Below are 23,784 nucleotides of genomic sequence, written 5' to 3'. Positions count from 1 at the left end.
AATAATCTCAACTGATACGTTTAAAATATGAATATTGAACTGCGTCATCTGCGTTATTTTCTGGCGGTTGCGGAAGAACTTCACTTTGGCCGCGCGGCGCAGCGGCTAAACATCTCTCAGCCTCCGCTCAGCCAGCAAATTATGCAGCTGGAGCAGGAGATAGCAGCAAAGCTGTTTATCCGCACCAACCGCAGCGTGCAGCTTACGCCGGCGGGTCAGCAGTTTCTCAGCGATGCGCGCGCGATTTTACAACAGGTGGAGCAGGCCGCCGGGCGCGCGGCGCGGCTTGAGCGCGGCGAAGAGGGCGAGCTGCGCATCGGTTTCACCTCTTCCGCGCCCTTTACCGGCCTGGTCTCGGACGCGCTCTATCAGTTTCGTCAGCGCTGGCCGCAGGTGCATATTCAGATGCAGGAGATTAATACGCGCCAGCAGCTCGTCCCGCTGCATGAGGGCCAGCTCGATCTGGGCGTTATGCGCAATACCCTGTTGCCGCCCGATTTACGGCATCAGCTGCTGCTGCGCGAGCCGCTGCGCGCGGTGGTGCACTGGGCGCATCCGCTGGCGGATGCGGAGTCGATCTCTATCAGCGAGCTGGCGAACGAACCTTTTGTCTTCTTCGACCCGCAGGGCGGCACGGCGCTGCACGGTGAAATTCTCAGCCTGCTGCATCGCTACCATATCAAGCCCTACATTATGCAGGAGGTCGGCGAAGCGATGACCATCCTCGGTCTGGTGGCGACCGGTCTCGGCGTGTCGATTTTGCCCGCCTCGTTCGCGCGCGCGCGTCTGGCCGATGTGGTCTGGCTGCCGCTCAGGGAAGAAGATGCGCTGTCGGAGGTATGGCTGGTTTGGTCCTGCGAGCGCGAACCCTCGATGCAGATGCGCAATATGATGCAGCTTTTGTCGCCAGCAGGCGAAAATTAAGGACCAGACCTTAACCAAAGCCCGGTTTTTATGTGCTGCAAATCACATTTCAAATCAAATATTTGACGCTCAACCGCAATCTGCCTCACCATAGTCGCTGTTTATTTAGAAGCGCGAAAATAACCGGGAGCAGGGCGTGAAGCTGGAGAGTCAGCCTGGGCATATTGACCAGATTAAACAGACTAATGCAGGCGTTGTTTATCGCCTGATCGATCTCTACGGTCCGATTTCGCGTATCGAACTTTCCAGACTGGCGCAGCTGGCACCCGCCAGTATCACCAAAATCGTGCGCGAAATGCTCGATGCTCATCTGGTGCAGGAAACGGAGTTTCAGGAGCCAGGGTCGCGCGGACGGCCGGCGATTGGCCTGATTCTGGACACGCTGGCCTGGCACTATCTTGCGGTGCGTTTGCATCATGGTGCGTTGACCCTGACGCTGCGCGATCTCAGCAGCCGCGCGCTGGTAGAGGAGACGTCGCCGCTGCCTGACGAAGCGCAGCAGCCGCTGCTGACGTCGCTGATTGATCGTGTTGACGCTTTTTTTATGCGCCATCAGCGCAAGCTGGAACGGCTGACGGCGATCGCTATTACCTTGCCCGGTCTGATCAACGCCGCCTCGGGCGTAGTGCATCGCCTGCCGGGTTATCAGGTGCAGGACATGCCGCTGGGCGATACGCTGGCGCAGCGCACCGGGGTGCCGGTTTTCGTGCAGCACGACATTTCCGCCTGGACGCTGGCGGAGTCGCTGTTCGGCGCGTCGCGCGGCGCGCAGGATGTGATTCAGATTGTGATTGACGACACCGTCGGCGCAGGCGTAATCAGCGGCGGTCAGCTGCTGCATAAAAGCGGCCGCGCGCTGGTGGAGATTGGGCATACGCAGATCGACCCTTATGGCCAACAGTGTTATTGCGGCAATCACGGCTGTCTGGAGACGGTCGCCAGCACCGGGAGCCTGCTGGCGCTGGCGGCGCAGCGCCTGGCGACGCAGCCGGACAGCGTACTGCATCAGCAGCCTTTAACGCTGGAGTCGCTCTGTCTGGCGGCCCGTCAGGGCGATCGGCTGGCACGCGACGCCATCGCAGGCGTCGGATATCATGTCGGCCGGATGCTGGCAATGATGGTCAATATCTTCAACCCGCAACATATTCTGATCGGCTCGCCGCTTAATCAGGCTGCCGAGGTGCTGTTTCCCGCCGTAAGCAGCACCATCCGCCAGCAGGCACTGCCCGCCTACAGCGAGTCAATTCAGCTCGCGCCGACCGAATTCCACGAACCTGGCACCCTTGGCGCCGCGGCGCTGATCAAAGACGCGCTCTACAGCGGCTACCTGTTAGTGAAATTGTTGCAAGGTTAAGCGCGACTGAACTTTGCGCTAACGCAAGCTGCCCGCCATCCGCATTCCCTACAATGCGTTTTGCTTTTTTGTAAAACAAAACCGTTAAGTTGAGGAGGAGTGGGGTGAAAAATCTGTTCATTACCGGCACTGACACCGCTGTAGGGAAGACCGTTGTTTCACGCGCGCTTCTGCAGTATTTCGCACGCGCTGGCCTGAGCGCAGTCGGTTTCAAGCCGGTTGCGAGAAACGCCGTGCGGAGCGCAGAGGGCCTGCGCAGTAAAGATGCGCTGGTTTTGCAGAGCAGCTCGACGCTAACCCTGCCTTACGACGCGATTAATCCGCTGATTTACGAAGAGGATGAGGTCTGCATCCGTCCGCGTGAGCCCGTTGACTATTCGTTGCTGAGCCAGCGTTTGCAGCGTCTGCAGCAGCAGGCCGACTGCGTTGTGATTGAGGGCACTGGCGGCTGGCGCAGCCTGATGAATGATGCGAAGCCGCTCTCCGGCTGGGTGGAGCAGCATCATATCCCGGTGGTGCTGGTGGTCGGCATCAAACAGGGCTGCCTCAGCCATGCGCTGTTGACCGCCGAGGCGATAACGCGCGACGGCCTGCCGCTGGCGGGCTGGGTCGCGAATCGCATCAATCCCGGACTGGCGCACTATGCCGAACTGATTGACGTGCTCAGCGACAGCATTGACGCGCCGCTGCTGGGGGAGCTGCCCTATTTGCCGCGTGCCGAACAGCGCGATTTAGCGGGCTATCTCGATCTCTCCCCGCTGAGGAAGGTCGCCTTGCCCGATTCAAGTGCAAAGATCGCCTGATGGTGAAACATTCTCTTCAACAATCGCTGTGGCTGAACCGATAGTTTCAGGGTTTGGCGCAGCGTTTCTCTTTTTTAATCCTATTCAGTTCAATAAATTAGCTTTCTGTCCCGTAATGCGCTCTGCGGATGGCGTGATTAATGCATTAACAGCGTTAATCACAGAGGAGTCGGAGCATCATTATGTCGCATACAGAAGAGAAAGCATTGCTGTACGGACTGGACGAACGCATTCGTCCTGCGCCCGCTTTTTTCGCCGCGCTGCAACATCTGCTGGCCAGCGTCGTGGGCGTTATCACGCCGCCGCTGATTATTAGCTCGGTGCTGGGGCTGCAGGCTTATCTCCCTTATCTGATCAGTATGTCGCTGCTGGTTTCCGGCATCGGCACGTTTCTTCAGGCGCGGCGCGTGGCGGGTATAGGCGCGGGCATGATCTGCCTGCAGGGCACCAGCTTCGCCTTTCTTGGCGTTATCTTGTCGGGCGGTATGATTGTCAAAAACCGCGGCGGCTCGCCGGAGGAGATCATGGCGATGATCTTTGGCTGCACGCTGGTCGCCGCGCTGATCCCGTTGCTGATTAGCCGCTGCGTCTCTCAGCTGCGCCGCGTTCTGACGCCGGTGGTGACCGGAACGGTGATTACGCTGATCGGCATCAGCCTGATTAAGGTGAGCATCACCGACTGGGCGGGCGGGCACCACGCCGCAAATTTCGGCGCGCCCGGTAATCTGGCGCTCGGCGGCCTGACGCTGCTGGTGATTATTACGCTGAACCGGATGCGTAACCGCTGGGCGCGGCTGATTGCGGTGCTCGCCGGGATCGTCGTTGGCTGCCTCGCCGCGGCGCTGAGCGGCAAGCTGGTGCTGACGCCGCAGCCTGAAACAGGCTGGCTGGCGCTGCCTGGCTTTTTCCGTTTCGGTTTCGCCTTTGACTGGGCGATTTTCTTGCCGATTGCGCTGGTAGCGGTAATCGCCGTTATTGAGGCGGCAGGCGACCTTACCGCTAACTGTATGCTGTCGCAGCAGCCGATCGTCGGCCCGCAGTTTCAGCGTCGGCTACAGGGTGCGCTCTGCGCCGATGGCGTCAGCTGTATGCTGGCGGCGATGTTTTCCGCGTTTCCCAATACCACCTTTGCGCAGAATAACGGGGTCATTCAGATGACCGGCGTAGCGAGCCGCTATGTCGGCATGGTGATGGGCGTGATGCTGGCGCTGCTGGGGCTGTTTCCCGCCTTCGGCGCGCTGATGCAGCAGATACCGCCGCCGGTACTGGGCGGCGCGACGCTGGTGATGTTCGGCAGCGTGGTGGCCGCCGGGATCCGCGTGTTGACGCAAACCCCGCTGGGCCGTCGGGAAATGTTGATTGTGGCGGTGTCGTTTGGACTGGGGCTGGGCGTCGAAGCGGTGCCGGAGGCGTTGAAACAGCTGCCGCCGCTGGTCAGCCAGCTTTTTGGCCATGCGGTGACCACCGGCGGCGTGCTGGCGATCCTGCTCAATGTGGTGTTGCCCAGTGAGCAGCGCGCTGTGGTGCTACCGCAGGGCGAAACGGCGGGCGGGCAGTAAAACCAGCGCTGGCACTCCTTAAAGACGCCGATGGTTTACAGAGCGGCCAGACGCCTCATCCCTGAGGCGTGCTCCCGGCGTTTTATCCCAGGCGCAGGACTTTTTGCGCTTCGGGGCGTACCGCCTGTTTCCGGCTGATGCGCTGCCCGGTCGCTTAAGGATTAAGGCGGCGGCGCGTGCGGCCTGAACTCAGGTAGTCGGCAATATAGTCCTGAGAGATTTCGCCGCTGTAGCGACCCTCTTCATCAACGATCGGCATCCAGACGGTATTGTGCTCATAGAGTTTAGAGAGCACCACGCGCAGATTCTCCTCCGCCTTAGCGGTCACCCGGAAGGTATGCAGAAGTTCTTCGCAATAACCGCTGGCGTTGCGCGCTTCGCGGCGTTTTACAAAGCCGAGCGGTTTGCCATCGTTATCAACCACCGTGACCGAACGCATATCGTTTTCATCCATCAGGGCGAAAGCGTCCGCCAGTGGCGTCGCGCGCTTAACGGTAATCGTTGTCTGCTGATCGGTCACGTCGCCTGCCTGTACCAGCAGCAGACGCTTCAGCGTGCGATCCTGACCGACAAAAGAGCCGACAAACTCATTTTTCGGGCTGGCCAGCAGCTCATCGGGGCTGGCGCACTGCACGATTTTGCCCTGGCCAAACACGGCGATGCGGTCGCCCAGCTTCAGCGCTTCGTCAATATCGTGGCTCACCAGCATCACGGTTTTCTTCAGCTGACGCTGCATATCGAGAAACTCGTTCTGGATCACCTCGCGGTTAATCGGGTCGACGGCGCCGAAGGGTTCATCCATCAGCAGTACGGGCGGATCCGCCGCCAGCGCGCGGATCACGCCAATGCGCTGCTGCTGGCCGCCCGACATTTCGCGCGGATAGCGGTGGAGGAATTTAGTAGGGTCGAGCGCCACCATGCTCATCAGTTCGGTGGCACGATCGCGGCAGCGTTTTTTATCCCAGCCCAGCATGCGCGGTACAACGGTAATGTTCTCCTCGATAGTCATATTGGGGAACAGGCCGATCTGCTGGATGACATAGCCGATGTTGCGGCGCAGCGTAACGGTATCCTGGGTACTGGTATCTTCGCCGTTAATCAGAATTTTGCCGCTGGTGCTGGGAATAAGGCGATTAATCATCTTTAGCGTTGTGGTCTTGCCGCAGCCTGAAGGGCCGAGCAGCACGCACATTTCGCCCTGCGGCACATGCAGGCTGACATTATCGACGGCGGTGACGCTGGTGCCGTTTTTCTGGGTAAAGGTTTTCGTCAGGTTTTCCAGTTTTATCATTATCGAATCCCCTTAGGAGTCAGCGCCGACTGCAGACGCTGCAGCAGCCAGTCGAGAATAATAGCCAGCAGGCAGATCATCAGCGCGCCGGCAATGAGCATACGAATATCGCTGCCGCTGATGCCGTCCAGCAGCAGCAGACCAAGGCCGCCCGCGCCGATTACCGCTGCAATCGCCATCACGCCGACGTTCATCACCACGGCGGTACGGATACCGCCGAAGATCACCGGCAGCGCCATGGGGATTTCCACCCAGCGCAGTCGCTGCCAGAAGGTCATGCCGATGCCGCGGCCCGCCTCGCGCAGGCCGTCAGGCAGGTTTTCCAGCGCAGTATGGGTGTTGCGTACAATCGGCAGCAGCGAATAGAGAAAGACCGCGGTAATAGCGGGCAGCGCGCCGATGCCCTGACCGATCATCGAAAACAGCGGGATCATCAGGCCGAACAATGCGATGGTGGGAATGGTAAGCACGACGGTGGCGATGCCCAGCACCGGTGCGGCCAGCCATCTGACGCGCACGATAAGAATGCCCAGCGGCACGCCTGCGACGATGGCGCAGCCCACCGCCACCAGCACCAGCCAGGTATGTTGCCAGGTCAGAGCCAGCAAGCTGCTCCAGTTGTTTATGATGTAATGTAGGGTATCCATATGACTGCCTTACAGCATGTTTTTGGCTGTGAGAAAATCGCGCGCAACCTGCTCGGGCGACTGATGATCGATATCGACGCGCTTATTCAGCTCGGAAATCGCATCGCTGGTAATCAACGGCGAGAGCTGGTTTAGCGCCTCTGCCAGGCCTGGATGGCTGTCGAGCACATCCTGACGTACCACCGGCGTGACGTTGTAACTTGGGAAGAAGTGCTTGTCATCCTCCAGCACTTTCAGGTCGAAGCCTTTCACCCGGCCGTCGGTGGTGTAGATGAGGCCCGCGTCGACGAATCCGTCGCGTACCGCGTTATAGACCAGGCCTGGGTCCATCTGACGGATCTGCGGCCGGTCCAGCGCCAGGTTATAGGCAGCCTGCAGCGGTTTCATGCCGTCAGAGCGACCAGAAAACTCCAGATCCAGCCCGAGCCGCCAGTTATGGTCGGGATCGCGCTGGCGAATCTGTTCGATTTTCGTCACCAGCTGCGACATGGTGCTGATGCCTTCTTTCTCGGCCCGTTCGCGCTTCATCGCAAAGGCATAGGTATTATTCATCGGCGCCGGATTAAGCCAGACCAGGCCCAGCTTGCCGTCGAGGGATTTTACCGTCTGGTACGCTTCTTCAGAGGAAAGCGGCCTTTTGATGTGATTAAAGATAATGAGCGAGGTGCCGGTATACTCCCAGGTCATATCTATCTGCTTATTCAACATCGCGTTGCGGCTGATGGTGGTCGCGATATTGCGTTTGGGAATGACCTCAAATCCCTTTTTCTGCAGCCACAATACGGTCATGGCGGAAAGAATATGCTGCTCGGTAAAACTTTTGGTCGCCATCACCAGCGGCGCTGCGGCATGAACCGCCTGGCTGAATGCCAGCGTAGCGGCGAGGGTCACAGCGGTGCGTCTGAACCAGCGCGTCAGCATTGTCATAACGTCTCCTGTGATTAAGCCGTGTGTGGACTGAGGTAGCGTCCCAGCGCCGCCAGCAGCATATCGAGCACCAGCGCGAACAGCGCCGTGGCGACCGCGCCGAGGATCAGCGTCGGGAAATCGTTAAGGTAGATGCCGGGAAAAATCAGTTCGCCGTAGCTGCTGGCGCCAATTAAGAAGGCCAGCGGTGCGGTACCGACGTTAATGGCGGTCGCGATACGGATGCCCGCCAGCATCACCGGCCAGGCGTTAGGAAGTTCAACCTGGCGCAGGCGCTGGAGCCGGGTCATGCCGATGCCGTTAGCGGCCTCAATCAGAGAAGGCGGCACCGCGCTTAGCCCGGAAAAGGTATTGCGCACAATCGGCAGCAGCGAGGCGAGGAACAGGGCGAAAAGCGCCGGTTTATCGCCGATGCCGATAACGACCATCGCCAGCGCCAGTACCGCCAGCGGCGGCAACGTATTACCGACGTTAAAAATCTGCATCACATATTCAGCCCAGCGGCGCGCAAAGGGGCGGCTCAGCACTATACCGCTGGGAATACCGACCAGCAGCGCAAACAGCATCGACCAGAACACCAGATAGAGATGCTGCTGACCCAGATAGATCAAATCAACCCTGCGCGCGCGCAGCGTATCCAGACCCAGGCCCCAGACCAGCAGCGCCAGCACACAAACAATAGCCAGCAGCGCGAGTCCGGCGCGTCTGACCAGCGAACCATTTTGCATGGGGTATTTCTCCCTGTTGTTTGTTATCCCGGGCGGTTAAAACGTAGCCCGATTATTATGTATGGCTAAAAAGCTATTAAGCCTATAGCAGCGTAAAAAAGGGGGCGCCACTTTTTATGGGAAAAATCAGACAGATAGAAACCCCCAAAACAGCGGGTGGAGCCGCATGGCATCTGGTTTCAGCAGGTGATTAATCATTTTCATCGCCATATTGTGACGCTGTCACAAGGAGAGCGCACGCCTGGCACAGCAGCGGCGCGAATTTAGGCTAGCCTTGCTGAATAACAAAAGGGAGATGTATGACTGAGAGCGCACACCTGCAGGTCAGCCACCGCGGCTGGATCCTGTTCGCCTGTATGCTGGCAATGTTTATGGCCGCGATTGAGGTGACTATCGTCGCGACGGCAATGCCGACCATTATTGCCGATCTGGGCGGCTTTTCGCAGTTTGGCTGGGTTTTCTCTGTCTATCTGCTCACCCAGGCGGTGAGCGTGCCGCTCTATGGCAGACTGGCGGATATGTGGGGACGGCGCAGAATGTTCTTTATCGGCACCTCGCTGTTTCTGGTCGGCTCGGTGCTGTGCGGCTTCGCCCACAGCATGCTGTGGCTGATCCTGTTTCGCGCTTTCCAGGGGTTAGGCGCAGGCGCGATTATGCCGCTCAGCTCAACCATCGTGGCGGATATCTATTCGCCGCGCGAGCGCGCCAGCGTGCAGGGCTGGCTCTCCAGCGTATGGGGCGTAGCGGCGATCGTCGGTCCGCTAACCGGCGCCTGGCTGGTGGAGCACTTCAGCTGGTCGCTGATCTTCTGGGTCAATCTGCCGATAGGGCTTATCAGCATGGCGATGCTGGCGCGCTTTCTGCCTGCGCACTGCATCGAAGAAAAGCCGCAGCCGCTTAACGTGGCGGGTAGCGTCTGGCTGATGGTGAGCGTCAGCGCGCTGCTGATGGCGCTGCTGCAGGCGGAGTGGCTCGGCTACTGGCTGATCGCTTTTCTGCTGCTGGCGCTGTTCGCCGGCTGTCAGCTTAAAAAGCATGAGCTGCGGGCTGATGCGCCGCTGTTTCCGCTGGAGATATGGCGTAGCCGTCTAGTTATCGCCGGGAATATCGGGAATCTGATTATTGGTGCGGCAATGATGGGGATCAGCGCCTTTTTGCCGACCTGGATTCAGGGCATTACCGGCGGCACGCCGTTGCAGGCGGGCAGCGCGCTGGCCATGATGTCGATCGGCTGGCCGCTCGCCAGCACGCTCAGCGGGCGGCTGATGCTGCGCACCTCTTATCGTTTTACTGCCCAGCTCGGCGCGCTGCTGCTGGTCGCGGGCAGCGCCTTGCTGCTGCTGTTGCGCGCTGACAGCTCTCTGTTTCAGGCAGGTGCCACCGCTTTTGTTATCGGTACCGGCATGGGGATGACCAGCACCACTTTTCTGGTGTCGGTGCAAAACCATGCGCACTACGATATTCGCGGCATCTGCACCGCGTCGATTATGTTCAGCCGCATGATGGGATCGGCTGTCGGCACCGCGCTGATGGGCGCCGTCCTGAACCTCAACCTGTCGCAGCGACTGCCGCACGCCCAGGATCCTGTGCAGCAGATTATGTCTGCGCCAACGCGCGAGGCGCTTTCCAGCGAGACGCTGCACCATATGGTGCTGGCGATTGCCGCCTCGCTGCACTGGGTGTTTATTGTGGCACTGGTGATTGCGCTGTTTGCGCTGGGCGTAGCCTGGATGATGCCGCGACAGCGGCCGGAACATGCGGAATAGAAAAGGGCGACTGCGTCGCCCTTCATGTTTACTGAGCAGGCGCGTCCTGCGAGCTGCCCGCGCTGTCGGGCACGCTGCCCTCGTCGCTGCGTCCCACGCGCTTATAAACAATTTTCTGTGTGTCGTTTTCGCAATGGCCCACCACCTGGCCGCCCGCCTGGTCAACCTGATCGTTAGGCACGATATCCAGCGAGAAACCCGATTCCGGGACGCCGTTCTGGATAATTTTGTGGCTGATATCCGCCTTGACGGATTCACAGGAGGCGTGTGCCAGCATCGGCAGCGCCAGTAAAGTTGCGATTAACATTCCGGTCTGTTTCTTCATCATCTTCTCCTTTTGCGTAGTGAACCTTACTGACTATAGCATTTCGTGGGCAATATCAGGGCACGACCGGGCGGCCGGTACGGCGATCCAGGCAGCGCAGGGTATTGGATTCCCAGTAGGCGTTAACGTTGTAGCTTTTTTCACAGGCGTCGCGCGTATCAAATGCGCGATCTGCTTTATCAAACTCTTTTTCGGCGCGCGTGTTCACTTTGTGGCGCAGGCGCTGGGTATCATTCCATTGCTCTTTGCTCTGACGCGCAGCTTCATTACTGGCGGCGCTGCTGCCATCTTCAATAATCAGACGGCTGGTATTAGCGCTGGCCTGCACGGCGGTCAGCATCGTGCTGCTGGCCAGCAGCGCGGCGAGCAGGGTCGGAAACAATTTTTTCATCATCTTTTCCTTCGGTTAATGCCTGGCGCGCAGGAATGACTCAGGGTTGCGGCAGGCAGTGCTTAGTATATCATCGCGCTTTATTTGCTCACCAGTAGTGGGCGTTCTGTTTACCTTAGCGAGAGGATTTCATGCTGGTTAAAACCGCGCTGCTCTTTTTTCTCACCGCCATCGCGGAGATTGTCGGCTGCTTTTTACCCTGGCTGTGGCTGAAAAAGAACGCTTCCCCCTGGCTGTTGCTGCCTGCCGCGCTGAGTCTGGCGGCCTTTGTCTGGCTGCTGACGCTGCATCCGGCGGCGAGCGGGCGCGTATATGCGGCCTACGGCGGCGTTTATGTAGTGACTGCGCTGCTGTGGCTGCGCGTGGTGGATGGCGTAAAGCTCAGCGCGTGGGACTGGAGCGGGGCGCTGGTGGCGTTTTGCGGCATGCTGATTATCGTGGCGGGCTGGGGGCGTGCCTGAACAGAGGCCAGCCCGCTGGGCTGGCCTCTGGCATCATCAGGGCTTGTGCACTTTCAGACCGGCCTGCGTCTGGCTTACCGGCATCATTTCAAGCGTGTTGATATTGACATGTTTCGGCAGCGTGGCGACCCAGTAAACGGCTTCGGTCACATCCTCCGGCGTTAGCGCCGTCGCGCCGTCGTAAACTTTATCCGCTTTTTCATCATCGCCTTTGAAGCGCACGTTAGAGAATTCCGTGCCGCCCACCAGGCCTGGTTCAATATCGGTGACGCGCAGCGCGGTACCGTGCAGGTCGGTGCGCAGATTGAGGCTGAACTGGCGTACAAAGGCTTTGGTCGCGCCATAGACGTTGCCGCCCGCATAGGGCCAGCTTCCGGCGACGGAGCCGATATTGATAATGTGACCGACGTTGCGCTCCACCATATCCGGCAGCAGGGCGCGTGTCATATAGACCAGCCCTTTGGTATTGGTGTCAATCATATTATCCCAGTCTTCGACGTTGGCGCGATGCGCCGGCTCGATGCCGAGCGCCAGTCCGGCGTTATTGACCAGCACGTCGATATTGCGCCACTCGGCGGGCAGAGAGGCGACCGCCTCTTCAATCGCGGCGCGGTTGCGCACGTCGAGCTGTACGGTATAGAGGTTGTCGCCCAGCTCCTCTTTCAGCTCCTGTAAACGCTCAGCGCGGCGTCCGCTGGCAATAACTTTATGACCTGTTTCAATGAATCGGCGGGTGATACTTTGACCAAAACCGGCGGTCGCACCGGTAACAAAAATAATCATCTCACTGTTCCTTAAATAAGTGCAGGTTTAATAGTCCATTGATATTAAGAGCAAATCTTCAAACAAAAAAGGCTTGCGGGGCAGATAAGGAGCAAAACGCCGTAATTAAGAAAGCTGCGGTGAAAATCCCAGGGCGGAGGGGGACCGGTTTGATCTGCTGTCAGAGGGAGTATTAACGGGCAGATGAAAATGCGTTTTCGACCGTATCTGGTTAATAGTACCTGGGTTACAGCCCTTAATCACAGAAAAATTTCAGGCGCGCCCGTTAAGAACAGTCTTCGACCACAACGACGTAGCGACCTTCAGGATCCACGCGGTTTCCGCGCTTTGGTCAGGCAGGGGCTCTGAGGAGCGGTAAGAGAGGGCCAGGCCGATTACGTGGCTGGCGTTTATCATCACGCTTCAGATGATGGAGCACAGCAAGGCTCTAAACGACGTGGGTCAGAAGGCAATTTCCTGACAGCGTAAACTTTAAATGGCAAGCAATGGCAAGCGTCAGGGAACAAGAGCGTGAACACAGTTTTCCCGCCTAATCACGGCATCCCTTAGACCTGGTAATTCTATATACAGAAAAATAGCACTCATCACAAAAAGAAGAGTCTACAGAAAAAAGACGTTGTAAAACTGATCGACGAGCGCCGCAGTATAAACAACGACGGGGTGATAATATTTTCATGTAAAATTCTCTTTGTGTTTTTAGCTGCCGCTTGCCGTTCAGGTTTTACCGAACAATAGTTTAACAATCGTGTCGCAATGAGTGAGGGGATTATATGCCTCTTAAAAGAAACCTAAGGTAAACAAAAAAGTATGAAAGGTTGTTTTTTATTGAGGGAGGTCATGGCATGTTGACCTGGAGAGTCAGGCGCGTCTCTGCCTGTGCCCCTTAATGCTTTCTGAAATGAAATTACAAGTTGCTTTTCATATATTCAAGAGGTCAGGCGTTTCATTAAGTGTGCACTGAAACTTTACGCGCCATTTTGTTACTTGAATAATTATTAAAATCACTATTGTTTCATAGCGAGTGAAACTTATTCTGAGATCTTCTTTAAAAGGAGGTCTTATGGAAAGTAAATATGTCAAAGATGCGATTCACATTTGTCGCCTGATGTTTGGGCAAGCGGTGCTGGAATTGCTTCAGGATAATCAGTTTGTAACGAATGCGGCTATTGAAGAAAAAGTGAGGAAAATGCTTCCTGACAGAAAACCAGAGCTGGTTTATAAAATTGCCATGGAGCTGCTTAAACATGATGTTCACTAAGGGTGTTCATATTTAACTAAAAAAAGCCCGGCAGAAAACCTGCCGGGCTATGCCCCTGGTGAGGCGCGTTTAAGCTGAGGGACCGCTCTTTAAGGCATATGGAGAGAGGGGCTGGCATTTTTAACCCCCATACTGGATGGATGGTTTTACCCGGGTTGTATAAATAAGGGCAGAGCTCACGCTTACTACGTTTAAATTGATATAAACATAACTATCATTGTTCGACTCTGCATCTATATCCCCGCTTATAAAAAGGGGCAGCTTGCCTGCAATATCATGATTAATGTCCTTCACTTGAACAGGGGTATTCCTGGTGGCCGTATAAAAAGAGTAATAGCAGCATTTCATCCAGTTTTTGGTCACCTGCTCATGCCATTGGATATCACCTTAACCCAACCGCGATCTGTCAGGAAACAGATACAAGGGTGGATATCATAGTTATATTAAAATATGCATTTCTGCTGACCTGTAATCTGAGGCATGGCAAACGTTATCCTTTCTTTTACTGCAGTGCCGGCATGTGGTGTGAATAATTCACGATAAAGACTATCTATTGATGTTTCATCAATAATGTTCCAGCAAGTACGCCGGACACCTGTATATCAAAAAAGACGCAGTCAGTGTTGTTCAGTATAAATTTCCTGCGTAAAGCCATTTGCCTGATCCTTAAGAGTGGGTTGAGGGTGTTAACCGTCCGCCGGGCAATCTATAAATGGATTGCGTGAGGGAGAGCAGAACGGTTAACTGCTTTTATAGTAGAGAATTTGCTTATTAAGTAAACATGTAAGACGTACGCATTGCGTCTCATTTGGGAATAAACGTGACTTTATCAGCCTTTGTACAATCTCACTGTTTGTATATGCATGATTTTGAACCGGATCGTTATGCTGCGCGAGCATAAACGTCAAAGGCCTTCCTCGATAAGCATCAGGATCATGAATCCGGCAAAAAACATGGCTGTGCCTGGCGGCGTATCCCGATCGCCCTGGTGCGCTTCTATCAGCAACTCTTCCGTCACCAGATACAGCAGCGCCATCAGACCAAAGGAGAGGAAGCAGGTCAGCCAGAACTCGCCGAGTTGCGCAACAGGCGTACCTGGCAGGGCTCCAGCTGGTAGAAGCAGTGCAATCCCCGTGACCGCAAGCAAGACCTTTACCGTGCTCCCCAACAGGGTTTTTAAATCGCCGACCACTGACAAGCCAGGGAAGAGGATCTCAAGCGTCAGGGCAAGCGTCAGCATCATGCCGGTTTTAGCGCCAGCCGCGAAACTTATCCCCAGCACTAATCCGTCGATGAAGATATCGATACCGATAGCCACCAGCATGCCGGCCTTACTGGCCGCCTTTTCGCCGTAGTGCTGAATCAGCATCATTAACACGCCGCCGGCCACACCGCCTGCCAGTACCGCCACCATCGAATGCTGTTTGAGGCCGGGAAGGACTTCGGTAGCCGCCGCTGAGAAAATAACGCCAGCAGTAAAATGGTGGATCAGGCTCATGGCTTTTTCGCCGGGCTGGCGGAAAAGTGCAGCACCGGCACCCGCTATCGCAGCGCTAACAGAGAAGAGGGTATAAAGCAGCGTTAAGAGCATGTAGCGCTCCGACCAGAGGTTCCGAAAGAGGTACAGAGGAAATATCAGGTTTAGCGGGCATTCCGTGTCGTCTCTCGAAGGGGAACAAAGCGTTAAGTTCAAGAGGCGGCTTATACTGCTACAAGCAGGGTTGATAAAAAACAATAAAATTCATGCACTTATAGGTGGCGCTAACTTTGATAGCCAGTGCTATAGCGTGCGCTGACTTGAGCGGAAGCGGTAACCAATCCGGTTAAAAAGCCTGGCTCAGCTATGTTTTTAATTAAACGGAGCCTGGGAAAGGTTTACATATGTGGATTATCGAATGTGTTGTTGACTCGATTTGTGGAAGAGGCGACACTTGTTGAATCCCGATGTCAGGAATCATTATGCCGCAACTACACCCTCTGCAACTTTTCAAAAATCTCTCGGACGATACCCGCCTTAACCTGGTGTTGTTACTGCGTGAAAAGGGGGAGCTGTGCGTCTGTGAGCTTACGTTAATGCTGAAAGAGAATCAGCCCAAAATTTCCCGCCACCTGGCTATGCTGAGGGAGAGTGGGCTGCTTATCGACAGGCGTGACGGCAAGTGGATCCACTATCGGTTATCACCTTATATGCCAGCCTGGGCGGCGGCGGTGATTGAACAGGCTTATCTGTGCCAGCGGGATGACATTATACGTCTTAGCCTGCAGGTTGAGCGCGATAATGCAACGACCAACGGCAAGCCTGTTTGTATTTGAGCTTCCCTTTTATATGCGTTTTAATGAATGTGTTTGAGAGGGTGATTCCGGCCTCATTTATAACATGCCCATCGTGCTGGCTGGTGCGCGCTCCATTGACGGCAGTACCGTTCAGGGGGGTAAAGAAGGCGGTGATTTACGCCAGCATCCTCGATGGCGACCTCGGCCCGAAAATTACCCCCATCGGTAGTCTCGCCACTCTGCTGTGGTTATCTGTGCTGGCGCAGATAACCCTCACCGTCAGCTGGGATTATTACTTTCTTGTCGGCTTTGTCATGACGCTGCCGGTGCTTTTTACCGCGCTGGCCCTGCGTCTGTCTGTTTAACCTTCCAGCCGGGCGCAGCCCACTGACCGGAGAATCACCTGTGACTGATATCACCATTTACCACAACCCGGCCTGCGGGACATCCCGTAATGCGCTGGCCCTTATCCGCAACAGCGGCATTGAGCCCTCAGTTATTCTGTATCTGGAAACGCCGCCAACGCGCGACGAGTTAAAAAAACTGACAGAGGATATGGGCATAAGCGTGCGGCAACTGCTGCGTAAAAATACCGAACCTTTTGCGCTACTGGGGCTGGCAGAAAACCGGTTCAGCGATGACGAACTGCTGGATGCCATGCTGGCTTATCCCGTTCTTATTAATCGGCCGGTGGTGGTCACGCCGCTCGGCACAAAACTCTGTCGGCCGTCTGAAGCGGTGCTGGACATTCTGCCTGACCCGCAGCAGGGCGCCTTTACCAAAGAGGATGGTGAAGTTGTTATTAATGAGCAAGGGAACCGCGTCGGCCGCTGATTATTAGCAGACCGGCAGTTGATTAGAGCAGAGGAGCGCCTCGCGCAGCGCTGCGACTTTTCAATGCCTCTCCGGGGCACCGCCGGGCAAGGCAGGCCGGACGGCGTAAAATATTCGCCTCTGCCTGTCTGATGCCTCAATGTCAACGCTTTCGCTGTTGTTGCCCCGACAACGCTGTCATTCGTCAGGTTCGCGTTTATGGGCATCTCAATGCCACGTCGAAATCGCTTATACTCTCCCTCCCTTAACGTGCAGGAATCGTCACTTTGACCATTGAAACTCAACAGCTGGCTAATGAACTGCGCCAGGTTATCAGCGCTTTTGTGCGAAATGCTCGCGTGGCAACCGCCACCGTACGCACCTCACAGCATGAAACGCTGGATCTGCTTGATACGCACCAGGCGCTCTCTATCGCCGATCTTGCCCGGCTGCGCGGTGTGAAACATCAAAGTATGCGTCTGGTGATCAATGAGCTAGAGCTGCAGGGACTGGTGCAGCGGCAAAAAAGCCCGCAAGACGCGCGGGCGCAGCTGATCGTGCTTAGTGAAAGCGCCCGCGCTTTGCTGGCTGATGCGCGGGCAAAACGTAGCGAGTGGATAGCTCAGCAGATTGCCGACAAGCTTGATGCGGCTGCCTGCGAAGATCTCGAGAAAGGCGTGGCGGCGCTGCGTAAACTGCTTTAATCCTGCTTCAACTGGTTTACCACGTGCGCCAGCGTATTTAATCCCCAGTGTTCGACATACTGCCCATCCTCAATGCGCACCATATCAATTACCGCAATGGTTACGTTTTTACCGCTGGCCGCCACGCCCAGCAGCTCACCACTGTGCACACCTGTTATCGTTTTACGCGTAGTAACCCAATCGCGTTCGGCAATTTGATCTTCGATCCTGACCTGCAAATCAGTCAGCGCGGGAAACAGGATCTGATTAAAGGTACGCCACAGACTTTCACGATCGTTGGGCGTACCCGCTGGCGCAGATCGGTTGATGAAACGGGGCGCAACCAGCTCTTCAAACGCCTGACGACTCCCTTCGGCAATGACCTGCTGGTTAAAGCGCCGTACCACGATCTTGTTCTCTTCAGACATACCAGACTCCGCAATATGTACAGTTTAACTGTATATAATTAAGCAGGATGAAGCTTTAAAGCGATAGGTAAGTTGTGCGGTGGGGAGAGGAGAAGCAACTCCAGCTTAAAGAAGGCTATGCAGGGGCGAGGCATTCACGGTGAGATGAGCTGGCACGCAGGACAGATCGCTGCTGTTGCCGCGCGACAGGATCATTTGGCAGAAGCAGCAGGCTGGCTTTCTTATGGCGCATCGCGGAAAGCCTGAAAGCGTAATCGGGTGGACGCAATCATTCAGGAAATCAGGGCGGTAACATCATCACAAACCTGTTTTTGCATAACTCTTTTATGACGTAGCTGGCGCAGCCCTTGCCTGAAATAAAATAAAAAATAATGCTTTATTATCTGTTTACCCATGGTTTGAATTTAATGCCATTAAATTAAATAAAGAATAAACAATCTGTTTATTTTAAACGATAACGGCCTGTTCAACTTTGAGGCGTTTATGTTTATAAAGCTGAGAGTAAACAGGATTTAATTGTGAGTTTATTTTTCAACTGCCTGAATCATATGGTTATTTCAATTGGCCCATTATTTTTTCTGCTAATGTATAACGCTTATGAACGCCGTGATGATTGGGTGAGTCTATCGTGATGGTGCTATCGATCGGCTTTACCGATCAAATACAACTGTTATACAATATTTTTTACAGAGGACGAGCATCTGAAATAGACTAATTAAAAATGAGCGGATCTCTGCCATTAACTCAAAGCCAACGATTTGAGCCTGCTTGAAAAGAAAACAGGAAGTGAATTTATGCGTTTTTATTCTTTGTATCATAAAATAATTGTTGGTGTGGTATTTGTGACGAGCGTGTTACTCAATTGCAATAACGTTTTTGCAAGCCCATGCTCTCTGGCTGATGGTGGCGTGTATACATACGACCAGAATATAAACTTTAACTCCAAATCAAATTTTGCTGGATATGAGACAAATGATATCCCAGTGTCAAGGGCAGGCAGCTATAGCATAGGCGGACTTTGTGATATTAAAAAAAGCGTGTACTGGACTGCCACGGCTGCAAGCGGAATGATCGAACAGCAAAATGGCTGGTACGCTTTTTCAGGGAAAGAGGGTGACTATCTGCAGGTATCAACGCAAGTATACGTTTATGACGCCGTACACGCGTCAAAATATTACACCGTTCCCTTTGTTGATATAAATAATCACTGTTCTGATTCCCGGATGTGTGGGCTCGCCGCGTCAAGTGGTTCGAAGGTGATATTAAAATTCAAAATTATCAAACCCTTTGTAGGTACCGAAGGCGTTAATGCTGATGTGGCTTATTTATCTGGCAATAATTCCGCAGGGGAAGGGGACAGAAAAACCATGGTCATTATCCATGTTAACGCCTCCGTGGTAGTGCCACAAACGTGTGAGATCAACGAGAATCAAGTGGTGAGTATGGATTTTGGTGATATTGGCGCCCGCCAGTTTTCAGAGGCTGGGGCAGGGAATAAGCCTGTCGGCGTCAATCCGCAGACAAGAAAGATAGGCATTAAATGTAAAAATATCGATGCTCAGGCATTATTATCGCTACGTATCGAGGCGAACAATACCTCTGGGGGAGCGATTGTCTCCGACAATAAGGATCTGGGCTTTATTGTGGCCGACGGCAATAAAAAACCACTGACGCCTAATGATATTAACAGCAAGATTCCCTTTCGGTTAGATGACAACGCCTCTTCATCCGTTTCGATTAGCGCCTGGCCCGTTAGTATTACCGGAAACGAACCGGTGGCGGGTAAATTTACCTCCGAGGGTTACTTGCGCGTGGATTTTGACTAAGGAGACATCCCGCCAGTCAGCTATCTGCCATCGACAGGGCTTGCGAACCTGTAGCCCAGGGGAACAATGCGGGCATAAACGAGACAGATGCAGTCAGTAACGTTGCTGTTAATTTTGAGGCAAACAACCTTGTCGCTAACCGCCCGCGGGTCTCTGCAGACGTTTCATTAAGGTTTAGTTAAGCCCAGCCGGACAGAATGAAGGCAACATTTTCATTTCCGCCCGGAGCGGCTACTTTATGATGAACTTACTGGAGACGCTGAACCGAGCCTGGTTTCTGTCGTTAAATGCCCAGCCTGGCGCGCCGGGCTGGTTAATGACTTTCGCTACAGTCTGCGCGCAATACTTACTTTACGTTATTCCTGTCATACTGCTGGCTTACTGGTTTCTGGGGGGAAAAGCCGGGCACAGAACGGCACTTTTCACACTGGCCACGGTTCTGGCTGCGCTGGGACTCGGTTTTATCTGCTCTGTTATCTACTTCCATCCTCGCCCCTTTATGATACCGCTTGGTCATAGCTGGATTTTCCACGCGCCGGAAACCTCATTCCCCAGCGATCACGCTACGCTGTTTTTCAGCACCGCATTTTCCCTGCTGGTTTCGCGGGCGTTTATAACCGGCACTCTGGTATTGGTTTTATCACTGCTGGTGGCCTGGTCGCGGGTTTTTCTTGGCGTACATTTTCCGCTGGATATGGCAGGCGCAGCGACCGTAGCCGCACTGGCTTGCGTGCTGGTTAAGCCCGCCTGGTTCTGGTGGAGTGATGCGCTGACCGCTCTCTGTGAGGCCGTCAGCGGGAAGTTGTTCTCGTGGCTACCAGCCAGGTTCACTCCCTGATTTATTGTTCGTCATTAGCCTGGTTCACTGCCGTCTGGCGCATTCTACTCCTCCTCTGGCGGGTAAACCCGCGCCTGCGTATCAGCGGCCAGAGGATACCCCGGCGTTTGCCGCGCGGGTTAACGCCAGAGCAATCACGTAGCTGACAAGCACAGCCAGACTCATCTTTATCATCGACTCGCCGCCAATGCCTGCAAGCGGAGTCGCAAGACCACCAAAAAGGAACATCAGCATCCCCAACAGGGCGGAAGCGGTGCCCGATTCGCCCGCTTCTACCACGCTCATCGCCTCAGCGCCCGCCAGGGTGCTTATGCCGCTGTTAAAGGCGATGGTAAAGAAAAGGGCAACAAGAACAGGCAGGGTCGCATTAAGCCAGGCAAGTGCCAGGGTGGTCATCGCCGCTATCACAGCCAGCGCCAGCCCCGTTCTGAGCAGCGCCTCTGCGCGATAGCGCCTGGCAAGCCACGAGAAGATTAACGCAGCGAAAACCAGCCCAAGGCCGTTAATGCCGAAAATCAGGCTGAAACTGAGTGGACTGAGGCCATACTCCGTCTGAAATACGAATGAGGAGGAGCCTATGTATGAAAATAGCCCCGCCATCATAAACGCCTGAATCAGACAGCAGCGGATAAACTGCCGGTTCCGGATTACTGATTTCGCCGTGTTCAGCAGCGACGTATGTTTCTTGGGCTTCTGCAGGGATTCGCGAACGAACAGCAGGCTGACTAACGCCAGCACAATGCCAGTAGCTGCCATAACCCAGAACAGCATGCGCCAGTCGAAACGGGAGGCGAGATAGCCGCCTAAGACCGGCGAAAATACCGGGGCAATGCCATTTACCGTCATCAGCAGGGCAAAAAAGTGCGTCAGCACGGTTCCCTGATAATTATCGCGCGCAATGGCGCGCGCCAGCACCGAGCCGCCAGCGCCTGCCAGCCCCTGAAGAAAGCGCCAGCCAGTAAGCGCGTATATATCATGCGTGATGGCGCAAAGAACCGATGCTGCCACAAATATCATCAGTGAAAATATTAATGGCGCTTTGCGGCCTGTGCGATCGCTGATGGGGCCAAATATCAGCTGACCAAGACCCAACCCTGCCAGGGCAGAAGTAAGAGAAAGCTGGGTGAGTGTAGCGGTGGTATCAAACTGTGCTGCAATCTCAGGCAAAGCAGGCAAATAAAAGTCGGTACACAGCGGTCCTGTGGCTGTAAGCAAACCGAGAATGGCTGCAAAGATAAAAGATATTTTTTGCATGTTTATTCCTTTAACAGGTTCTGAAATTCCCTCGATGCATGGACTTAATCTGTTACAGGCATGAGTAAGCTGATATGCCGACGAGCAGGCGCATAAGGCTGTCTGCCAGAAGCCTCCAGAACAGACGCGTGATACCATTACGTCAGTCGCCACCAGTGCGGCGCAGATATTATCCACGCGCCTGAAATAACCACCGGCATGGCTGTTTCCCGATTTTGCTTCTGCTATTTTTTTGCTGTTGTTTTTAAGAGGCGAGCTATTTAACTCTCTCGTTATTTATCTCCGAAGACCTGAGCGAATCAATACCCCAGGGGAATCTTATCGCTATTTGCAAAAAATCTTGTCGGACTATAAACGTTACCAGGAAAGTATCCTGAGAATATTGTTTTATTCAGGTTATTCACCGCGTCGAAAAGGGCAGCACTATTTACAACGCAGCGCACTAGTATTTCAGTCACCCGTTGCCCTGAGTGCTGCCCCGTGAGGCACGTTTCACCGCGCATTCGCGATGTGGCGATTAGTACGGTACAAACTGCTACGGATATGGCGGAGCGTAGTATTCACGCGGCCGACAAGATTGCTGAGATGAGTCATCAGACGCGGCATGAGCGGGCAGACATAACAAAACAGCTGAACAGCCTGCGCACGCTGACGGCTGGCATGGATGCCATGCAGGAAGCGGTGGCCGAGCTGAAAGTGCTGCAAACCTTCTCAACAGGCCGTTAAGGCCTGTCCGGCGCGCCGCTCCTGGCAATAAAGCATCCCGGTGACTCGCTGTGTCATCGGGATTTTTTTAGCTAACGCCACGCGGTGACAAAGCGCGCTCATACTGTAAAAAGCGTCTGCTGCGCTATTTCAGCGCGGACTGCACCAGCAGCGGGCACGAAACCTTGGTTCCTTTCTTCGTGGCTGGCACATCCCAGCCAGCCAACCGGTTGCGCATACGATACCGTTTTTCCGACCGGCTCATTGCTGCTTTATTTACATAACGTATTGATATTCACTATTTTCTGGCATGCGGGTTGCAGTTCATCCCTTACTGTCCGACTGTTAATTGCGCCAGCGAGCGCGGAATCAAGGAGCCTTTATGCCGTTAACCTCTACTGCCATTCGCGCCAGCTTTTTCGATTTTAGCGATATTGCGCACGAGCCTGAGGCGATTATGGCGCAGGCGCGCTATATCGAAGATGGCGTACTGCTGCTGGAGGCGGGACGTATCGTCGGGCTGCACGCCTGGGCGTCGCTGCCGCATCTGCCGTCCAGCCTCATTGATCTGCGCGGTAGTCTGATTGTGCCGGGCTTTGTCGATACGCATATCCACTATCCGCAAACGGAGATGATTGGCGCTTATGGCGAACAGCTGCTGACGTGGCTGAATCAGTATACGTTTCCGGTGGAAAGCCAGTATCACAGCGCCGATCACGCCGCCGCCATGTCCGCCTTTTTCCTGCAACAGCTGCTGGCGAACGGCACCACCAGCGCGCTGGTGTTCGGCACCGTTCATCCACAGTCAGTCGAGGCGCTGTTCAGCGCCGCGGAAGCGATCGATATGCGGCTGATTGCCGGGAAGGTCATGATGGATCGCAACGCGCCGGAAGAGCTGCTGGAAACGCCGGAGCAGAGCTATGCCGAGACGCGGGCGCTGATTGAGCGCTGGCACGGACGCGGACGGCTCAGCTACGCGCTGACGCCGCGCTTTGCGCCTACCTCAACGCCGGCGCTGCTGAAAAAGGTGCAGCAGCTGCGCCAGGAGTTCCCCGATGTCTGGCTGCATACGCACTTAAGCGAAAACCCGCAGGAGGTCGCCTGGGTGAAGTCACTGTTTCCGCAGTATGACGGCTATCTCGACGTTTATCATCGCCACCAGCTGACCGGACGACGCAGCCTGTTCGCGCACTGTCTGCATCTGGAGGAGCACGAGTGGCAGTGTCTGCACGAGACCGACTCCGCCATCGCCTTTTGCCCGACGTCAAACCTCTTTCTCGGCAGCGGGCTGTTCAGCCTGAAGCGCAGCTGGCAGCAGAGGGTCAAAATTGGCATCGGTACAGACATCGGCGCCGGCACCACCTTTAATATGCTTAAGACGCTGGGAGAAGCCTACAAGGTGGGGCAGCTGCAGCAGTATCGGCTGAGCGCCGCGGAAGCCTTCTACCACGCCACGCTCGGCGGCGCGCACGCGCTCGATCAGCATGACAAAACAGGGAATTTCGCGCCGGGCAAAGAGGCGGACTTCGTGGTGCTGGATCGGGCCGTTTCGCCGCTGCAGCAACTGCGCATGAGTAACAGTAAGGATATCTGGGAGCAGCTTTTCGTGCTGATGACGCTCGGCGACGATCGCAATATCGCCGAGACCTGGATAAACGGGCGCGCGGTATGGCGGCGCGACGACGCTAAGCTGAGTTGTTCCGGGCGCAGCAACCTGCCAGGATAATCTTTTGCACGGTAATCAGG

General features: G+C 55.1%; 23 protein-coding genes and 2 pseudogenes. 15 read left to right on the top strand and 10 right to left on the bottom strand.

The genetic code is table 11. The features are described 5' to 3' along the window. Positions 1 to 27: 27 nt before the first annotated feature. From EKL29_RS03820 to EKL29_RS03805, 4 genes are all read left to right on the top strand, one after another. Entirely contained in the window at positions 28 to 924 is an 897-nt protein-coding gene (locus EKL29_RS03820) for a LysR family transcriptional regulator (RefSeq protein WP_126688887.1), read from the top strand. Positions 925 to 1,060: 136 nt separating this feature from the next. Beyond that, positions 1,061 to 2,278, top strand: coding sequence for an ROK family protein (locus EKL29_RS03815; RefSeq protein ID WP_126688886.1), 1,218 nt, complete (start codon positions 1,061 to 1,063; stop codon positions 2,276 to 2,278). A gap of 104 nt (positions 2,279 to 2,382) precedes the next feature. Then, the gene (bioD, locus tag EKL29_RS03810) at positions 2,383 to 3,081 is read left to right on the top strand and encodes a dethiobiotin synthase (RefSeq protein WP_126688885.1); all 699 of its coding nucleotides are present in this window, start codon (positions 2,383 to 2,385) and stop codon (positions 3,079 to 3,081) included. A 182-nt stretch (positions 3,082 to 3,263) separates the two neighbouring features. Continuing rightward, a complete protein-coding gene (locus EKL29_RS03805) occupies positions 3,264 to 4,640 on the top strand; it encodes a nucleobase:cation symporter-2 family protein (protein WP_120452649.1) in 1,377 nt (458 codons plus the stop codon). 154 nt (positions 4,641 to 4,794) lie between these two features. Here the strand turns inward: EKL29_RS03805 and osmV are convergent, their stop codons facing one another. From osmV to osmY, 4 genes are read right to left on the bottom strand one after another with little or no spacing between them, the layout of a single operon-like run. Continuing rightward, a complete protein-coding gene (gene osmV / locus EKL29_RS03800) occupies positions 4,795 to 5,931 on the bottom strand; it encodes an osmoprotectant ABC transporter ATP-binding protein OsmV (RefSeq protein ID WP_120452647.1) in 1,137 nt (378 codons plus the stop codon). Continuing rightward, positions 5,931 to 6,578 (bottom strand): osmoprotectant ABC transporter permease OsmW, encoded by a 648-nt coding sequence (gene osmW / locus EKL29_RS03795; protein ID WP_126688884.1) that lies wholly within the window; start codon positions 6,576 to 6,578, stop codon positions 5,931 to 5,933. The genes osmV and osmW overlap by 1 nt, the downstream gene beginning before the upstream one ends. A 9-nt stretch (positions 6,579 to 6,587) precedes the next feature. Continuing rightward, positions 6,588 to 7,499 carry a glycine betaine ABC transporter substrate-binding protein gene (locus tag EKL29_RS03790; RefSeq protein ID WP_126688976.1) on the bottom strand — a complete coding sequence of 304 codons (912 nt, stop codon included), beginning with the start codon at positions 7,497 to 7,499 and terminating at the stop codon, positions 6,588 to 6,590. Positions 7,500 to 7,519: 20 nt separating this feature from the next. Continuing rightward, the gene (osmY, locus tag EKL29_RS03785) at positions 7,520 to 8,233 is read right to left on the bottom strand and encodes an osmoprotectant ABC transporter permease OsmY (RefSeq protein WP_120452643.1); all 714 of its coding nucleotides are present in this window, start codon (positions 8,231 to 8,233) and stop codon (positions 7,520 to 7,522) included. 299 nt (positions 8,234 to 8,532) lie between these two features. Here osmY and EKL29_RS03780 point away from each other — a divergent pair, with 299 nt between their 5' ends. Next, positions 8,533 to 9,999 carry an MDR family MFS transporter gene (locus tag EKL29_RS03780; protein ID WP_126688883.1) on the top strand — a complete coding sequence of 489 codons (1,467 nt, stop codon included), beginning with the start codon at positions 8,533 to 8,535 and terminating at the stop codon, positions 9,997 to 9,999. Positions 10,000 to 10,027: 28 nt separating this feature from the next. On the opposite strand, the gene EKL29_RS03775 is transcribed toward EKL29_RS03780, so the two are convergent. Together EKL29_RS03775 and EKL29_RS03770 are read right to left on the bottom strand one after the other, a co-directional pair. Then, entirely contained in the window at positions 10,028 to 10,324 is a 297-nt protein-coding gene (locus EKL29_RS03775; protein WP_120452640.1) for a DUF1161 domain-containing protein, read from the bottom strand. Between the two features lie 55 nt (positions 10,325 to 10,379). Further along, a complete protein-coding gene (locus EKL29_RS03770; RefSeq protein ID WP_126688975.1) occupies positions 10,380 to 10,715 on the bottom strand; it encodes a DUF1283 family protein in 336 nt (111 codons plus the stop codon). A 131-nt stretch (positions 10,716 to 10,846) separates the two neighbouring features. On the opposite strand from EKL29_RS03770, the gene EKL29_RS03765 reads away from it, so the two are divergent. Then, complete coding sequence (locus EKL29_RS03765; protein WP_126688882.1) at positions 10,847 to 11,176, top strand: YnfA family protein; 330 nt, start codon at positions 10,847 to 10,849, stop codon at positions 11,174 to 11,176. Between the two features lie 36 nt (positions 11,177 to 11,212). On the opposite strand, the gene ydfG is transcribed toward EKL29_RS03765, so the two are convergent. Beyond that, entirely contained in the window at positions 11,213 to 11,959 is a 747-nt protein-coding gene (gene ydfG, locus EKL29_RS03760) for a bifunctional NADP-dependent 3-hydroxy acid dehydrogenase/3-hydroxypropionate dehydrogenase YdfG (protein ID WP_120452636.1), read from the bottom strand. Positions 11,960 to 13,019: 1,060 nt separating this feature from the next. On the opposite strand from ydfG, the gene EKL29_RS03755 reads away from it, so the two are divergent. After that, on the top strand, positions 13,020 to 13,217 hold the full coding sequence (locus EKL29_RS03755; protein WP_126688881.1) for a hypothetical protein: 198 nt from the start codon (positions 13,020 to 13,022) through the stop codon (positions 13,215 to 13,217). A gap of 904 nt (positions 13,218 to 14,121) precedes the next feature. On the opposite strand, the gene EKL29_RS03750 is transcribed toward EKL29_RS03755, so the two are convergent. Further along, positions 14,122 to 14,808 (bottom strand): ZIP family metal transporter, encoded by a 687-nt coding sequence (locus tag EKL29_RS03750; protein WP_126688880.1) that lies wholly within the window; start codon positions 14,806 to 14,808, stop codon positions 14,122 to 14,124. Between the two features lie 368 nt (positions 14,809 to 15,176). Between EKL29_RS03750 and EKL29_RS03745 the strand changes: the two genes are divergently transcribed. From EKL29_RS03745 to EKL29_RS03730, 4 genes and pseudogenes are all read left to right on the top strand, one after another. Further along, a complete protein-coding gene (locus EKL29_RS03745) occupies positions 15,177 to 15,530 on the top strand; it encodes a metalloregulator ArsR/SmtB family transcription factor (protein ID WP_126688879.1) in 354 nt (117 codons plus the stop codon). 46 nt (positions 15,531 to 15,576) lie between these two features. Then, a pseudogene (locus EKL29_RS03740) lies at positions 15,577 to 15,856 on the top strand (ArsB/NhaD family transporter); the annotation flags it as partial. A 40-nt stretch (positions 15,857 to 15,896) separates the two neighbouring features. Beyond that, positions 15,897 to 16,325: an arsenate reductase (glutaredoxin) gene (gene arsC, locus EKL29_RS03735; RefSeq protein WP_126688878.1), complete on the top strand. Its 429-nt coding sequence runs from the start codon at positions 15,897 to 15,899 to the stop codon at positions 16,323 to 16,325. A gap of 266 nt (positions 16,326 to 16,591) precedes the next feature. Then, the gene (locus EKL29_RS03730) at positions 16,592 to 17,008 is read left to right on the top strand and encodes a MarR family transcriptional regulator (protein WP_271151961.1); all 417 of its coding nucleotides are present in this window, start codon (positions 16,592 to 16,594) and stop codon (positions 17,006 to 17,008) included. On the opposite strand, the gene EKL29_RS03725 is transcribed toward EKL29_RS03730, so the two are convergent. Beyond that, a complete protein-coding gene (locus EKL29_RS03725) occupies positions 17,005 to 17,415 on the bottom strand; it encodes an ester cyclase (RefSeq protein WP_120452627.1) in 411 nt (136 codons plus the stop codon). The genes EKL29_RS03730 and EKL29_RS03725 overlap by 4 nt on opposite strands. Positions 17,416 to 18,209: 794 nt before the next feature. On the opposite strand from EKL29_RS03725, the gene EKL29_RS03720 reads away from it, so the two are divergent. After that, positions 18,210 to 19,241 (top strand): fimbrial protein, encoded by a 1,032-nt coding sequence (locus tag EKL29_RS03720; protein ID WP_126688876.1) that lies wholly within the window; start codon positions 18,210 to 18,212, stop codon positions 19,239 to 19,241. A gap of 241 nt (positions 19,242 to 19,482) precedes the next feature. Then, positions 19,483 to 20,079, top strand: a complete 597-nt coding sequence (locus tag EKL29_RS03715; protein ID WP_120452895.1) for an undecaprenyl-diphosphatase — start codon at positions 19,483 to 19,485, stop codon at positions 20,077 to 20,079. Between the two features lie 81 nt (positions 20,080 to 20,160). Here the strand turns inward: EKL29_RS03715 and EKL29_RS03710 are convergent, their stop codons facing one another. Next, the gene (locus EKL29_RS03710; RefSeq protein WP_126688974.1) at positions 20,161 to 21,333 is read right to left on the bottom strand and encodes a multidrug effflux MFS transporter; all 1,173 of its coding nucleotides are present in this window, start codon (positions 21,331 to 21,333) and stop codon (positions 20,161 to 20,163) included. Between the two features lie 498 nt (positions 21,334 to 21,831). On the opposite strand from EKL29_RS03710, the pseudogene EKL29_RS03705 reads away from it, so the two are divergent. Beyond that, a pseudogene (locus EKL29_RS03705) lies at positions 21,832 to 22,059 on the top strand (chemoreceptor); the annotation flags it as partial. A 361-nt stretch (positions 22,060 to 22,420) separates the two neighbouring features. Next, entirely contained in the window at positions 22,421 to 23,764 is a 1,344-nt protein-coding gene (guaD, locus tag EKL29_RS03700; protein WP_120452622.1) for a guanine deaminase, read from the top strand. The last annotated feature ends 20 nt before the right edge of the window (positions 23,765 to 23,784 follow it).

It is taken from the genome of Pantoea sp. YU22, from assembly GCF_003970755.1.
GTDB classification, from domain to species: Bacteria; Pseudomonadota; Gammaproteobacteria; order Enterobacterales; family Enterobacteriaceae; genus Pantoea; species Pantoea piersonii.
The sequence above is the reverse complement of the archived record's forward strand: the minus strand, read 5'-3'. Positions and strand labels throughout refer to the sequence as shown.